Origin of the sequence: Microbacterium sp. DWRC1-3, assembly GCF_049896645.1 — a bacterium.
GTDB lineage: Bacteria > Actinomycetota > Actinomycetes > Actinomycetales > Microbacteriaceae > Microbacterium > Microbacterium maritypicum.
On the sequence record NZ_JAFCUS010000001.1, the window covers coordinates 1,124,387 to 1,139,334 of the forward strand.

The 14,948-nt window shown below is 67.3% G+C and carries 11 protein-coding genes and 2 riboswitches; of the genes, 1 reads left to right on the forward strand and 10 read right to left on the reverse strand.

Going from position 1 to position 14,948, the window contains the following annotated elements:
• Positions 1-60: 60 nt before the first annotated feature.
• Entirely contained in the window at positions 61-957 is an 897-nt protein-coding gene (locus ACP699_RS05370; RefSeq protein ID WP_426169781.1) for a phospholipase, read from the reverse strand.
• A 195-nt stretch (positions 958-1,152) separates the two neighbouring features.
• Positions 1,153-3,066 (reverse strand): translational GTPase TypA, encoded by a 1,914-nt coding sequence (gene typA, locus ACP699_RS05375; RefSeq protein WP_053095568.1) that lies wholly within the window; start codon positions 3,064-3,066, stop codon positions 1,153-1,155.
• Between the two features lie 102 nt (positions 3,067-3,168).
• Here typA and ACP699_RS05380 point away from each other — a divergent pair, with 102 nt between their 5' ends.
• Entirely contained in the window at positions 3,169-3,975 is an 807-nt protein-coding gene (locus ACP699_RS05380) for a CPBP family intramembrane glutamic endopeptidase (RefSeq protein ID WP_055873342.1), read from the forward strand.
• Between the two features lie 5 nt (positions 3,976-3,980).
• On the opposite strand, the gene ACP699_RS05385 is transcribed toward ACP699_RS05380, so the two are convergent.
• The 8 genes from ACP699_RS05385 to ACP699_RS05420 form a co-directional block, all read right to left on the reverse strand.
• A complete protein-coding gene (locus ACP699_RS05385) occupies positions 3,981-4,568 on the reverse strand; it encodes a PH domain-containing protein (protein WP_426169786.1) in 588 nt (195 codons plus the stop codon).
• A 2-nt stretch (positions 4,569-4,570) separates the two neighbouring features.
• On the reverse strand, positions 4,571-6,244 hold the full coding sequence (locus tag ACP699_RS05390) for a dipeptide ABC transporter ATP-binding protein (RefSeq protein ID WP_017828658.1): 1,674 nt from the start codon (positions 6,242-6,244) through the stop codon (positions 4,571-4,573).
• The gene (locus ACP699_RS05395; protein ID WP_017828659.1) at positions 6,241-7,182 is read right to left on the reverse strand and encodes an ABC transporter permease; all 942 of its coding nucleotides are present in this window, start codon (positions 7,180-7,182) and stop codon (positions 6,241-6,243) included. The genes ACP699_RS05390 and ACP699_RS05395 overlap by 4 nt, the downstream gene beginning before the upstream one ends.
• Positions 7,175-8,101: an ABC transporter permease gene (locus ACP699_RS05400; protein WP_055864468.1), complete on the reverse strand. Its 927-nt coding sequence runs from the start codon at positions 8,099-8,101 to the stop codon at positions 7,175-7,177. Before ACP699_RS05400 ends, ACP699_RS05395 begins: the two co-directional genes overlap by 8 nt.
• A gap of 104 nt (positions 8,102-8,205) precedes the next feature.
• Complete coding sequence (locus ACP699_RS05405; RefSeq protein ID WP_017828661.1) at positions 8,206-9,837, reverse strand: peptide ABC transporter substrate-binding protein; 1,632 nt, start codon at positions 9,835-9,837, stop codon at positions 8,206-8,208.
• 219 nt (positions 9,838-10,056) lie between these two features.
• Positions 10,057-12,990 carry an aminomethyl-transferring glycine dehydrogenase gene (gene gcvP / locus ACP699_RS05410; protein ID WP_426169792.1) on the reverse strand — a complete coding sequence of 978 codons (2,934 nt, stop codon included), beginning with the start codon at positions 12,988-12,990 and terminating at the stop codon, positions 10,057-10,059.
• Positions 12,968-13,345, reverse strand: a complete 378-nt coding sequence (gene gcvH, locus ACP699_RS05415; protein WP_017828663.1) for a glycine cleavage system protein GcvH — start codon at positions 13,343-13,345, stop codon at positions 12,968-12,970. Before gcvH ends, gcvP begins: the two co-directional genes overlap by 23 nt.
• Complete coding sequence (locus tag ACP699_RS05420) at positions 13,342-14,544, reverse strand: glycine cleavage system aminomethyltransferase GcvT (protein WP_426169796.1); 1,203 nt, start codon at positions 14,542-14,544, stop codon at positions 13,342-13,344. The genes gcvH and ACP699_RS05420 overlap by 4 nt, the downstream gene beginning before the upstream one ends.
• A gap of 54 nt (positions 14,545-14,598) precedes the next feature.
• Positions 14,599-14,697: riboswitch (glycine riboswitch) on the reverse strand.
• Position 14,698: 1 nt separating this feature from the next.
• Positions 14,699-14,793: riboswitch (glycine riboswitch) on the reverse strand.
• Positions 14,794-14,948 lie beyond the last annotated feature (155 nt).

The window sequence follows — 14,948 nt, forward strand, 5'->3', positions numbered from 1 at the left end:
GTCACCGTAGCGCTCGACGCCCGCCGATGGCTAGAGAATCCTCGGGAGCACGGGCGGGGATCAGTACCAGTTCATGGCCTGCGAATGCGCCCACGCGCCGCACGGAGTGCCGTACACCGACGAGATGTATCCCAGTCCCCAGGCGACCTGAGTGGCGGCGTTCGTCTGCCAGTCGGATCCGGCTGACGCCATCTTGCTGCCGGGAAGCGCCTGCGGGATGCCGGTGGCACCGCTCGGGTTGTACGCCTGGTAGTTCCAGCCGGACTCCTTGTTCCACAGGGAGTCCAGGCAGGAGAACTGATCGCCGCCCCATCCGTAGGTGCTCGACATGATCTGCTGCGCGGAGGCCTTGGCGCCCTCCGGCGTATTCGCTGCGGCCAGCGCGGCCGCCGCCTGCTGCTCCGCGGCGGCCTGAGCTGCCGCCTGCTCCGCCGCGATCCTCGCGGCTTCTTCCTCCGCCTGCTTCTGCTGCGCCGCGGTGAGTGCACTGCGCAGCTCTGCGGTATCGGCGACGACGTCCGCCGTCTCCTCTTCCGCCTTGTCGGCGAGGATGCCCACCAGAAGCACCGGAGTCACGTCGCTGTCATCCAGCTTGTCGATGTCGCTGACGAGGTCGGAGGTGTCGACCGACGTCACGACGCCGACGTCGAGCCCGGAGGCGACGACCTCGGACTCCAGCGTCTCGGCCGCCGCCACAGCGCCCTTCGCCTGCGCCAGGGTCGTCGAGGCGTCTTCCGTGATCTGCGCGAGCGGCTCGGCGCCGGCGAGGGCGGGAGCGGTGACGGCGGACGCGGCGTTCATGGCACCTACGGCGGGGGTGGAGGCGAGGCCGACGCTCAAGGTGATGCCGACGAGGGCGGCCGAGGCGACGCCGAGGATGGTCATCGGGCGGTGCGCGGCGTTTCGGGCCAAGGCTGCCGCGGAGGCGCGCCGAAGCGCACGGGTCTTGTGAAGCATGGGTTCGACTTTCGGGTGGTCGTACGCCCTTGCAGGAGACTCATCGGGAGCTCGTCCCAGGCGCAAGTGAACCACTCTGAACCATGAACCTGAACGAAAACCATCCCTCACCTGGGATTTACATGAGAAGAGGGCCCCATGCGCGCCTTTCGGCGGCACGAGGCCCTCTCACTCGGAGCATCTCCGAGACGGGTCTCAGACGTTCGCGTCCTGGCGCTTCAGGCGGGCCGTCTCACGCGCACGAGTGTTCGCGTCGAGGTTCACCTTGCGGATGCGGACGACCTCGGGGGTCACCTCGACGCACTCGTCGTCGCGGGCGAACTCGAGGCTCTCCTCCAGCGTGAGCTGGCGCGGAGGCGTCATCGACTCGAAGGTGTCAGAGCTCGCCGCACGCATGTTGGTGAGCTTCTTCTCCTTGGTGATGTTGACGTCCATGTCGTCGGCGCGGGAGTTCTCGCCGATGACCATGCCCTCGTAGACCTCCTGCGTGGGCTGCACGAAGAACGACATGCGCTCCTGCAGGGCGATCATGGCGAACGGAGTGACGACACCCTGACGGTCGGCGACGATCGAGCCGTTCTGACGCGTCGTGATGGAACCGGCCCACGGCTCGTAGCCGTGCGAGATCGCGTTCGCGATGCCGGTGCCGCGGGTGGTGGTCAGGAACTCGCTGCGGAAGCCGATCAGGCCGCGCGACGGAACGATGAACTCCATGCGCACCCAGCCGGTGCCGTGGTTGGTCATGTTCTCCATGCGACCCTTGCGGTTCGCGAGCAGCTGGGTGATCGCTCCGAGGTGCTCCTCCGGAGTGTCGATGGTCAGGTGCTCGAACGGCTCGTAGGTCTTGCCGTCGATCTTCTTCGTGACCACCTGCGGCTTGCCGACGGTGAGCTCGAAGCCCTCGCGGCGCATGTTCTCGACGAGGATGGCGAGCGCGAGCTCTCCACGGCCCTGCACCTCCCACGCATCCGGACGCCCGATGTCGACGACCTTGAGCGACACGTTGCCGATGAGCTCCTTGTCGAGACGGTCCTTGACCATGCGAGCGGTGAGCTTGTGGCCCTTGACCTTGCCCATGAGGGGCGAGGTGTTGGTGCCGATGGTCATCGAGATGGCGGGGTCGTCGACCGTGATGGCCGGCAGCGGACGCACGTCTTCGGGGTCGGCGATGGTCTCGCCGATCGTGATGTTCTCGAAGCCGGCGATGGCGACGATGTCGCCGGGGCCGGCGGAATCGGCGGGGTAGCGCTCGAGGGCACGGGTCTTCAGCAGCTCGGTGATGCGCGCGTTCTGGTGGGTGCCGTCGGCGCGGACCCAGGCCACGGTCTGGCCCTTCTTCAGCGTGCCGTTGAAGACGCGCAGCAGTGCGAGACGGCCGAGGAACGGGCTGGAGTCGAGGTTGGTGACCCAGGCCTGCAGCGGGTGCTCGTCGTCGTACGCGGGCGCGGGAACGTGCTCGAGGATCGCCTCGAACAGCGGCTCGAGATCGTCGTTGTCCGGCAGCGATCCGTCGGCGGGACGGTTCTGCGATGCGGCACCGGCACGACCGGAGGCGTAGACGACCGGCACGTCGAGGAGAGCGTCGACATCGAGGTCGGGCACATCGTCGACCAGGTCGGAGGCGAGACCCAGCAGCAGGTCGTGCGCCTCTTCCTCGACCTCCGCGATGCGGGCGTCGGGGCGGTCGGTCTTGTTGACCAGGAGGATGACGGGAAGCTTGGCCTCGAGCGCCTTGCGCAGCACGAAGCGGGTCTGCGGCAGCGGGCCCTCACTCGCGTCGACGAGCAGCACGACACCGTCGACCATGGACAGGCCGCGCTCGACCTCGCCACCGAAGTCGGCGTGACCGGGGGTGTCGATCACGTTGATCGTGATCTCCTTGCCCTGGGCGTGCTTGCCCTTGTACGTGATCGCCGTGTTCTTGGCGAGGATCGTGATGCCCTTCTCACGTTCCAGATCGTTCGAGTCCATGGCGCGCTCGTCGACGTGAGCGTGTTCGCCGAAGGAGCCCGTCTGACGCAGCATGGCGTCGACGAGAGTGGTCTTGCCGTGGTCGACGTGCGCCACGATCGCGACGTTGCGGAGGTCAGAACGGAGGGCGTGCGCCATACAGGTGTCCTAAAAGATGTGGGGTTTCGCCGGGAAGCCGACGTTCCAGGATAACGCAAGCTCAGGGCTTGTTCCTGAAAAGCAGGTCGTAGCATCGAGATCGTGACCCGACCGCAGGCTCCGTGGGACCTCCCCGACCTCTCCCCCGCCCCGTCCCGTGCCCGGCTGTGGGTGGAGATCGCGATCGTCCTGGCCCTCGGCCTCGGCCAGTCCGCCGTGTACGCGATCGTGCAGCTCGCCTACCGCCTCACCGACGAGGTGCCGCTCGCCGAGCAGGTGGCGAAGCTCAATCCCTCGCGAAGCGACAGGGAGGTCTTCGACCTCATCTACCAGGTGCTCGCGATCGGCTTCTCGCTCGTGCCCGTGGTGCTGGTGTGCTTCCTGCTGTGGCAGTCCCGACGCCCGCACCTGGCGCGACTCGGGCTCGACGGCACGGGGGTCGCGAAGGATGCAGGTCGCGGCGTCCTCCTCGTCCTGGCGATCGGCATCCCCGGCCTCGGCCTCTACCTCGCCGGCCGGGCTCTCGGGCTCACGGTCGCGATCGACCCCGCCGGGATCGACGCCTACTGGTGGACCGTGCCGGTGCTGCTGCTGGCCGCGGCGCGGGCATCGCTGCAGGAGGAGTTCGTCCTGCTCGGATACCTCTTCACGCGGCTCCGGCAGCTCGGCTGGAGTCCGTGGACGATCATCGTCTCCACGTCGGTCCTGCGGGCCAGCTACCACCTCTACCAGGGGTATCCGGCGTTCATCGGCAACCTCGCGATGGGCCTGCTCTTCGGATGGCTGTATCAGCGGTCGGGCCGGCTGATGCCGTTCCTCGTGGCGCACTTCGTCATCGACGCCGCCGCGTTCGTGGGGTACCCGTGGGCGGCGGCCACCTGGCCCGAGCTGTTCGGGTTGCCCGGCTGATCAGCTCAGGGTGAGGCGGTGCCGGCGACGATGATCGCCCCGATCGCCCCGATCGCCCCGATCGCCCAGAGCACGATCACGGCGAGTGCGATGAGCGCGGGGGCGTCCCAGGTGCGACGGATCGACGTGGGCACGGGAGGCGCCGCCTCCCAGAGATCGCGGATTTCCGTGAGGGCGCGGAGGCCGGCGGGAGCCTTGGGTTCGGCGGCGTCACCCCGTGCGGGGCGCGGTGGCCTGGCACGGGCGGGGCCGCCGTAGCAGGTGAGGTCTCGTCCATCGTCGAGCGAGAACTGGAGCTGCCAGCGAAGGTCGATGTCGCGCACGTTGTTCCAGCCGAAGCTGGTACGGCGCAGCATGTTCTGCACGACGACGCCCTCGGGGTCCACCCGAACCGAGGAGACGTAGCTGAGCTCGTAGACGACCCACAGAGCCAGCAGCACCCACGGGGCGATGAGCAGCATCTGCACCCAGCTCCCTCGCACGACGGTGTCGCCGAGAAGGAACAACGCGAGCAACGTGCTCGGGATCAGGATGACCAGTCCCGAGGACGCGCGATACGTTCGCGCGCCCTCGGGATGCTGTGGTTCTGTCACCGTCAGCGACCGCCGAGAGGGATCGACGCCCCGGGGATCGCCTTGAGCAGACGGTCGGTGTACTCCTGCTGCGGGTTGGCGAAGATCTCGTCGACAGTGCCCTGCTCGACGATCCTGCCCTTCTCCATGACGCACACGAGGTCGCTCGACACGCGGACGACGGCGAGGTCGTGCGTGATGAACAGATACGTGAGCCCGAGCTCGGACTGGAGTTCGGCGAGCAGCTGCAGCACCTGGTCCTGCACGAGCACATCGAGCGCCGAGACGGCCTCGTCGAGCACGATGATGTCGGGCTTCAGTGCCAGTGCACGCGCGATCGCGACGCGCTGACGCTGTCCGCCCGACAGCTCGTTCGGGTACCGAGTGGCGAGCACGCGCGGCAGCGAGACCTGATCGAGCAGCTCCTCGACGCGTTCGCGCTGCGATGCGCGATCGCCCACGCCGTGGATCTGCAGCGGCTCGGCGATCGTGTTGCCGATGTTGCGCAGCGGATCGAGCGAGCCGTACGGGTCCTGGAAGACCGGCTGCATGCGACGACGCAGGCCGAACGCCTGAGCGCTCGACAGCTTCGACACGTCCCGGCCGTCGATCTCGATGGTGCCGCTGGTGGGCTCCTCGAGCTTCAGCACCATCTTCGCCACCGTGGACTTGCCGGAGCCCGATTCGCCCACGAGAGCGAGCGTCTTTCCTCGGGGGATCTCGAACGACACATCGTCGACCGCTCGGAAGGCCTCGCTGCGGAACCCTCCCTGACGGATCCGATAGTCCTTCGTGAGCCCCGCGACACGCACCGTCGGAGGGATGGCGGCGAGGTCTTCGATCGTCTCGATGCCTCGGTCCTCCACCACTGCCTGGATGCGCTGCGACGCGACGCTGGGCGCCGCAGCGACCAGGCGCTTCGTGTAGGGGTGCTGAGGGTTTTCGAGGATCTGGCGGCTCGGCCCTGCCTCGACGATGTTGCCGCCGTTCATCACGATGATCTTGTTCGCACGCTCGGCCGCGAGGCCCAGGTCGTGCGTGATCAGGAGCATCGAGGTGCCCTTGTCGCGGGTGAGCGAGGCCATGTGGTCGAGGATCACACGCTGCACCGTCACGTCCAGAGCCGAGGTCGGCTCGTCGGCGATGAGCAGCTTGGGGTCTGCCGCGAGCCCGATACCGATCAGCGCACGCTGACGCATGCCGCCTGAGAACTGATGCGGGAACTGATGCAGTCGCTTCTCGGCATCGGCCAGGCCCGCCTGCTGCAGAACCTCGATCGTGCGCGCCTTGGCACTCCCGCGATCCCGGGCGATGCCGTTCGCACGGATCGCCTCCTTGACCTGGAATCCGATGCTCCAGACGGGGTTGAGGTTCGACATCGGGTCCTGCGGCACGAAGCCGATGTCCCGACCGCGCACGGCCTCGATCTCACGGCGGTTCAGTGTCGTGAGCTCTCGCCCGTCGAGGGTGATGGACCCCGCGGTGACCTCTCCGGTTCCGGGAAGCAGGTTCACGATGGCCGTGGCCGTCGTGGACTTGCCTGATCCCGACTCGCCGACGATGGCGACGGTCTCGCCCGGCATGATGTCGAAGCTGACTCCGTGGAGCACTTCGCGCAGCCCCTCCTGGGTGCGGAAGGCGACCGTGAGGTCGCGGACGCTCAGCAGAGGGACCTGTTCGGTGACGCGCTCGCTCATCGGCGTGCCCTCGCCTTCGGGTCGAGGGCGTCTCTGATGAGCTCGCCCAGGGTGACGAATGCCAGCACCGCGAGGGTGAGGGCGATCGACGGATAGATGAGTGCCATCGGCGCCACGCGCAGCGAGGCCTGAGCCTTCGCGATGTCGTTGCCCCACGACATCACGTCGCTGCCGAGCCCCACTCCGAGGAACGACAGCGTGGCTTCAGCGACGATGGCCGCAGCGAGGCCGAGCGTCGAGACGACGAGCAGTGGAGCGATCGCATTCGGTACGACGTGGTTCAACAGGATCTTGAACTTCGACTGCCCGAGCGCCTGCGATGCCATCACGAAGTCGGCTTGGCGGACGCGGAGCACCTCCGCCCGAACGACACGCGCGGTCGAGGCCCAGGCGAACGCCCCGATGGCGAACGCGAGAGTCCACACCGACCGGGCGTCCCGGAACACGGTCATCACGACGACGGCCGCGAGGATGTACGGGATCGCGAAGAAGATGTCACCGATGCGCGACAGCAGTCCGTCGAGCCAGCCGCCGTAGAAACCGGCGAGGGCTCCCATGATCAGGCCGAGCACGGACGAGATCACGGTGGCGATCAGGCCCACAGCCAGCGACGTCTGCGATCCCCACACGATGCGGGCGTAGATGTCGCACCCCTGGAACGTGAATCCGAGGGGGTGCCCCTCGGTCGGCCCGCCGTTGCTGTTGGAGAGCTGGCAGCCTTCGTTGGGGGGTGTGGAGGTGAACAGCGTCGGCCACAATGCCATCACGAGGAAGAACAGCGCGAGCGCGATCGAGAACCAGAACAGGGGGCGACGGCGCAGGTCGAACCAGGCGTCCCTCCACAGGTTGCTGGGCTTGTCCGAGATACGGACGGCGTCGACGGAGATCGACTCGGTCTCAACCGGGGCGACGTAGTGCTGAGGTGTGGAATCAGGCATAGCGGATCCTCGGGTCGAGCAGACCGTAGAGCAGGTCGATGAGAAGGTTCACCAGCACGTACAGGATGACGAAAACCGTCACGAAAGAGACCACAGTGGGGCCTTCGCCGCGCTGGATCGCCTGGAACAGCGTGTTACCGACACCCGGGACGTTGAAGATTCCCTCGGTGACGGTGGCGCCGACGAGCAGCACGCCGAAGTTCGTGGCGGAGTTGGTGATGACGGGGATCAGCGAGTTGCGCAGCACGTGTACGGGAAGCACCCGGTTACGGGAGAGACCCTTGCTGTACGCGGTGCGCACCCAGTCCTGGTTCAGAGTCTCGATGACGGAGCTGCGCATCAGACGCATACTCACGGCATAGAGGCTGAACCCGAGGACGATCGCCGGGAGCCACAGCCCGCCCCAGTCGTTGTCCGCGCCCACGGTGGGCTTGAACCATCCGAGCTGGATCGCGAGGAAGTACTGCGCGAGGAACGCGACCACGAAGATGGGGATCGCGATCGCGACGAGGGCGACGACGAGGGACACGTTGTCGAACAGCTTGCCCTTGCGCAGCGCCGAGATGGTTCCGATGATGATCGCCAGCGTGAACTCGATCGCGATCGCCATGACGGCGAGGCGCCCTGTGACGGGGAGGGTGGCGGCGAGGACCGCCGAAACCGGGCGACCGGAGTAGGTCGTGCCCAGGTCACCCTGGAGGACACCGGTGATGTAGTACCAGTACTGGACGATGAACGGATCGTTCAGGTGGTACTGCTCGCGCAGCTGCTCGAGGACAGCGGGGTTCGGGGTCTTGTCCCCGAACAGGGCGAGGATCGGATCGCCAGGCATGGCGAACACGAGGAAATAGATGAGCAGGGTGGCTCCGAAGAAGACCGGGATCACCTGCAGAAGACGTCTCAGAATGTAACCGAGCATCCGCTTGTCCCTTCTTAGAGGGGTGAGAGAAGCGAGGCGAACACAAGCCTGTGAGGCGGTGACGAAGAATCGTCACCGCCTCACAGGTGAAGTGCCGTCGGGCTTTACTCGCCGGCCTTCGTGATCTCGTAGTACAGCGGAACCGAGTTCCAGCCGAACGTCACGTTGTCGACGTTCTCGCTGAAGCCACCGGTCACGTTCGAGTACCACAGCGGGATCGCGGGCAGGTCCTGGAACAGAACCTCCTGCGCCTTCGTGAAGTCCTCGATCTGCGCGTCGGCGTCGGGGTTGCTGATGCCAGCCTTGATCAGGTCGTCGAACTCGGGGTTCGAGTAGTCACCGTCGTTGGAACCGGCGCCGGTCGCGTAGAGCGGTCCGAGGAAGTTGTACAGACCCGGGTAGTCGGCCTGCCATCCCGAACGTGCGGCGGTGGTGATGGTGCGGTCGTTGACCTTGGACCGGAGGTCCTGGAAGGTCGGGTACGGGTCGCCCGATGCGTCGATGCCCAGGGTGTTCTTGATGCTGTTGCTCACAGCGTCGACCCATGCGTCGTGTCCGCCGTCGGCGTTGTACGCGATCTTGAACGTGCCCTCCCACGGGGCGATGGCGTCGGCCTCGGCCCACAGCTCCTTCGCCTTCTCGGGGTCGTAGTCGAGGACCTCGCTGCCGGGGACCGAGTCGGACCAGCCGGCGATGACCGGCGACGTGAAGTCCTTCGCCGGGGTGCGCGAGCCCGAGAAGATGGTCTCGGTGATCTCGTCACGGTTGATCGCCATCGACAGCGCCTGACGACGCAGCTTGCCCTCTTCGCCGCTGAAGTGCGGCAGGAACTGGCCGATGGTGAACGACTGGAACACAGCGGAGGGCTGGTTCACGGCGCGGTCGCCGAGCTCGTCGGTGAAGACAGCCAGCGAGTTCGTCGGGATCGCGTCGATGACGTCGACCTCGTTCGACAGCAGGTCGGCGTACGCCGCTTCCTGCGTCGCGTAGAACTTGATGGTGAGGCCGCCGTTGGCCGCCTTGCGTCCGCCGTCGTAGTCGTCGTTGCGGACGAGCTCGATCTGGACGTCGTGCTGCCACGCGTCTTCGTCGGCGATCTTGTACGGGCCGTTGCCGATCGGGTTCTGACCGAAGGCATCCATGTCTTCGAATGCGACATCGGGCAGCGGGTAGAACGCCGAGTAGCCGAGACGCAGCGCGAAGTCGGAGGCCGGCTTGTTGAGCGCGATCGTGAAGGTGTAGTCGTCGACCTGCTTCAGGCCGGTGAGCTCGGAGTCCTCGTCGTAGCTGAAGCCCTCGATGTCCTCGAAGAAGTAGCTGGAGAGGTGGCCGTTCGAGAGCTTCGCGCCCTCGTTCCACGCCTTGATGAAGTTGTCGGCCGTGACCTCTTCACCGTCGGTGAAGGTCAGGCCTTCCTTGATCTTGATCGTGAGGTTCTGGGGGTCCTCGGTGGTGATCTCCTCAGCCACGTCGTTGACCGGCTTGCCCTCGGCGTCGTAGTAGATCAGCCCTGCGAAGATCTCGTCGAGGATCTTTCCGCCACCCACCTCGTTGGTGTTGGTCGGGATGAGCGGGTTCTCCGGCTCGGATCCGTTGGTCGTGATGATGGCGTCCGCGTTGACGTTTCCGCCGGCGTCGCCGTTCGACTCGTTTCCGCCGCTGGCGCAGCCCGCGAGCGCCAGGGCGCCGATCACGAACAACGCGGTGCCCGCAAGGGCGATCTTGTTGCGCTTCACTTTGTGTCCTCCTGTGGACATTCGGGGTTCTGCGTGCGCATCGTCGAGCACGCAGGGATACCTGAGCGTAACCCGCCGGTTCGCGAACCGTCCTCTTCAGCTAACGAACTGTTACTGAGTGGTGACCATCTGTAACACCGGGGAAACACCGCGAAACAGCAGACGGTGCCGCGCTCCCATACAGAAGCGCGGCACCGTCTGCTCAGATGAGCACGTGGTTCAGGCAAATGCCTCCACCGGCGGGCAGGCGCACACCAGGTTGCGGTCGCCGTACGCCTGATCGATGCGACGCACCGGCGGCCAGTACTTGCCGGCGACCAGGGCGTGCACGGGATAGGCGGCATCCTCTCGCGAGTACGCATGGTTCCACTCCCCCGCGATGAGCGACACCGCGGTGTGCGGCGCGTGCACGAGGGGGTTGTCGTCCGCGGGCCAGCGTCCGGCGGCGACCGCGTCCGCTTCGGCCTTGATCATGACCATCGCCTCGATAAACCGCTCGATCTCGTCGAGGTCCTCCGACTCGGTCGGCTCGACCATGAGGGTTCCCGCGACGGGGAAAGACATTGTCGGCGCGTGGAAGCCGTAGTCGATGAGGCGCTTGGCGACATCGTCGACCGTGATGCCGGTCGCTTCCTTGAGCGGGCGGAGGTCGAGGATGCACTCGTGCGCCACGCGGCCGTTCTCGCCGGTGTAGAGCACCGGGAAGTGGGCGCTGAGGCGCTCCGCGATGTAGTTCGCCGACAGCACGGCCGCAGCGGTGGCCCGACGCAGTCCATCGGCTCCCATCATGCGCACGTAGGCCCAGGAGATCGGCAGGATGCCCGCGGATCCGTACGGAGCCGCGGAGATCACGCCGCCGCCGAACGTGTAGCCGCCGAAGTGCTCGGCGCTCTGTGCGAGCGGGTGCGAGGGGAGGAACGGCGCGAGGTGGGACTTCGCCGCCACCGGTCCGATGCCGGGCCCGCCGCCGCCGTGCGGGATGGCGAAGGTCTTGTGCAGGTTGAGATGCGAGACATCGCCGCCCAGGTCGCCGAAGCGCGCATAGCCCAGCAGCGCGTTGAGGTTCGCGCCGTCGACGTACACCTGTCCGCCCGCGTCGTGCACAGCGGCCGTGATCTCGACGACCTGCTCCTCGTACACGCCGTGCGTGGAGGGGTAGGTGATCATGAGAGCGGAGAGGTCGTCCGCGTGCAGGGTGATCTTCGCGCGCAGGTCGTCGAGGTCGACGTTGCCGAGCTCGTCCGTCGCCACGACGACGACCTTCATCCCCGCGAGCACGGCCGAGGCCGCGTTCGTGCCGTGAGCCGACGACGGGATGAGGCACACCGTGCGGTGCGCGTCGCCGTTCGCGTGGTGATAGCCGCGGATGGCGAGGAGGCCGGCCAGCTCACCCTGCGAACCGGCGTTCGGCTGCAGCGAGACCGCGTCATACCCGGTGACCTCGGCCAGCCAGCCCTCGAGCTGCTCGATGAGCTCGAGGTAGCCCTGCACGTCGGCGGCCGGAGCGAACGGGTGGATACCGGCGAACTCCGGCCAGCTGATGGCTGCCATCTCCGTCGCCGCGTTGAGCTTCATCGTGCACGAGCCCAGGGGGATCATGCCGCGATCGAGCGCGTAGTCGCGGTCGGAGAGGCTCTTCAGATACCGCATCATGGCGGTCTCCGAGCGGTGCGAGTGGAAGACGGGGTGCGTGAGGTACTCATCCTGACGCAGCAGCGCCTCGGGAAGCCGGCCGTGCTCGGAGGCGGCGATGTAGCCGAAGGAGCGCCCTGTACCCGATGCGAAGCAGCCCGCGACCCGGTCGAGGTCGGTGAACGTCGTGGTCTCGTCGACCGAGACGCCGACGGTGTCGGCGTCGACCTCGTGGAGGAGATAGCCCGCGTCGTGCGCGGTGGCGACGATCTCGGAGGCGCGGCCCGGCACGCGGACACGGAGAGTGTCGAAGAACTCCCTGTGCTCGATGTCGAGTTCGAGCTCGATGAGCCAGGTGGCCAGAGCGTCCGCCTTGCGGGCCACGTCCAGGGCGATCGCCCGGAGCCCGTCCGGACCGTGGTAGACCGCGTACATCGACGCCATGACGGCCAGCAGCACCTGCGCGGTGCAGATGTTCGACGTCGCCTTCTCGCGGCGGATGTGCTGCTCACGCGTCTGCAGCGAGAGCCGGTAGGCGGGCTTGCCGTCGGCATCCACCGAGACGCCGACGAGACGGCCGGGCAGCTGACGCTCGAGACCGGAGCGGACCGCCATGTAGCCCGCGTGCGGACCACCGAAGCCCATCGGAACGCCGAAGCGCTGCGTCGTGCCGACCGACACGTCCGCACCGAGGGAACCGGGCGAGGCGATCAGCGTGAGAGCGAGCAGATCGGCGGCCGCGACCGCGAGAGCACCGGAGAGGTGCGCCGCTTCGAAGACGGCCGACGGATCCCACACCCGTCCGGATGCGCCGGGGTACTGGACGAAGACGCCGAACAGCTCGGAGGGCAGCTCCTCGCCCGCAGCGAAGTCGACGGTGACGATGTCGATACCGAGCGCCTCCGCGCGCGTGGCGAGCATCGCCCTGGTCTGCGGGAGCGCGTCCGCGTCGACCGCGAACACCGTCGACGACGACTTCGAGGCGCGCCGGGAGAGCAGCATCGCCTCGACGACCGCCGTCGACTCGTCGAGCATCGAGGCGTTCGCCGTGGTGAGGCCGGTGAGTTCTGCGACCATCGTCTGGAAGTTGATGAGCGCCTCCAGGCGCCCCTGCGAGATCTCCGGCTGGTACGGCGTGTACGCGGTGTACCAGGACGGGTTCTCCAGCACGTTGCGCTGGATCACCTGCGGCGTGATGGTGCCGTAGTAGCCGAGGCCGATCATCGGTCGGTTCACGGTGTTGCGCGAGGCGAGCGCGCGCAGCTCGGCGAGAGCCTCGGTCTCTCTCGCGGCGGACGGGATGCGCGAGGGCGCGTCCGCCGCCTCGGATGACGGGCCCGTGTAGATCGACGCGGGCACGGCCTGGCGCATGAGCGCCTCGACCGGGCTCAGCGTATCGTCCGCTCCGGCGTTGTCGAGACCGAGGGCGGCGAGCATCGTGCGCTGCGCGGCATCCGTGGGTCCGATGTGACGATCGGCGAAAGTGACCACTGGCGAATCAGCCCTCCGTGAGTGCGACATAGGCGTCGCGGTCGAGCAGTCCATCCAGCGCGCCGTCGGCGACGGCGACTTTGAGCAGCCATCCGCCCTCGAACGGCGCCGCGTTGACCAGCGACGGGTCATCGACGGCCGCGTCATTGATCTCGACGACCGTGCCGGAGACCGGTGCGTACAGCTCACCGACCGACTTGGTGGACTCGATCTCTCCGACGACCGCTCCCGCGGTTACCTCGGTGCCGACGGCGGGGAGCTCGACGAACACGACGTCGCCCAGCTTCTCGGCGGCGTAGTCGGTGATGCCGATGGTCACGGTGTCGCCGTCAGCGGCGATCCACTCGTGCTCTTCGGTGTAGTGGAGTGCGGCGAGATCGGTCATTTGGTCCTCCGGTAGAAAGGCAGGGCGGTCACGGTCGCGGGGATCCTGGTGCCCCGCACATCAAGGAATACTGCGGTTCCCTCTTCCGCGGAAGAAGGCTTCACGTAGGCCATCGCGATCGGATGACCGAGCGTGGGGCTGAGCGCCCCGCTCGTGATCTCGCCGAGCACCGATCCGTCTTCGTCGACGACGGCGTATCCGGCGCGGCCGGCGCGCTTGCCCTCGGCCACGAGTCCGACCAGGACCGGCGCTTGCGCTGCCTCGGTCGACTCCGCGGCGGCGGAGAGCGCCGCCTTGCCGACGAAGTGCTCCTTCGCGCTCACGACGACGCGTCCGAGGCCCGCCTGAGACGGCTGGGTGTCAAGGCTCAGTTCGTGCCCGTAGAGCGGCATCCCCGCCTCGAGGCGAAGGGTGTCGCGCGCGGCGAGCCCGGCGGGAACGAGGCCGTGCGGCGTGCCGGCAGCGAGCAGGGCATCCCACAGCGCCGCCGCGTCGTCAGCGGCGACGAGAAGCTCGAAGCCGTCCTCGCCCGTGTAGCCGGTGCGCGCGAGGAGGAGCGGCTTGCCGCGGTAGTTCGCCGACGCCCAGGCGTAGTACTTCTGCTCGGACCAGGGAATGCTTACGTCGGTGATGTCAGCGGTCGCGGCGAGGATGGCCTCGGCGTTCGGACCCTGTACGGCGATGAGGGCGTAGTCGTCGGAGACGTCTTCGACGTCGACTCCGCGATCGCCGAGGAACCCCGCGAAGCTGCGCTCCTCGCCCGGTGCCCGAGCGGGGAGGTCGCGCTCGACGAGCGACGGGAAATCACGGACGCGTTTCGCGAATGCCGAGTCGACGAAGCCCCGATTGCCGGCGTTCGCGATCACGAGGTAGCGGTCCTCGGCCAGCCGGTAGGCGATGACATCATCGATGATGCCGCCGCCCTCCGCGATCAGGAGCGAGTACTTCGCCTTCCCGACCGGCATCGCCGAGATGCGGCCGGCCAGAGCGTAGTCGAGGAATTCCGCTGCGGCCTCGCCCGTCACCAGGAACTCGGCCATGTGCGAGATGTCGAAGATGCCCGCGCTCTCGCGCACGGCGTGGTGCTCGGCGAGGTCGGACGTGTAGCGCACCGGCATCTGCCAGCCGCCGAAGTCGGTGAACGACGCGCCGAGCGCCTCATGGCGTTCGCGGAGCGGGGTGTAGCGGGGGTCGGACATGGAGTTCTCCCGGGCTGTGTCGGGCGGAACGGCGGCATCGCCGTTCCTCGGAACTCCCCCTCTGTCATAGGCCTGAGAGTTTCACCCGCGCACGGAGGCGGGGCTTTCACCGTCGGCGGATCCGCACGGTCGCGGGATCGCTTTTCAGAGTGGCCGGAACCGCGCGGTACGCGTACCTGAGAGATTGGCGGGGAGGCTTGCTCCTTCGGTGCCCGGCTGCGTTCGCCGGGGCTCTCCCGCGTGGGTCATTCGGCCTGTCTTCAGTTGTGGGTTCAGTCTAGCCGGTGCGGCCCCCGCGCCGAGGCCTGCGTCCCGACAACAAAGCTCCCGTCGCGCCCTCGGCCGCTGCGAACGTGCGCGAGCGACCGAGAGTGCGACGGGAGCGAGGGTGTGGCGGGTACCCG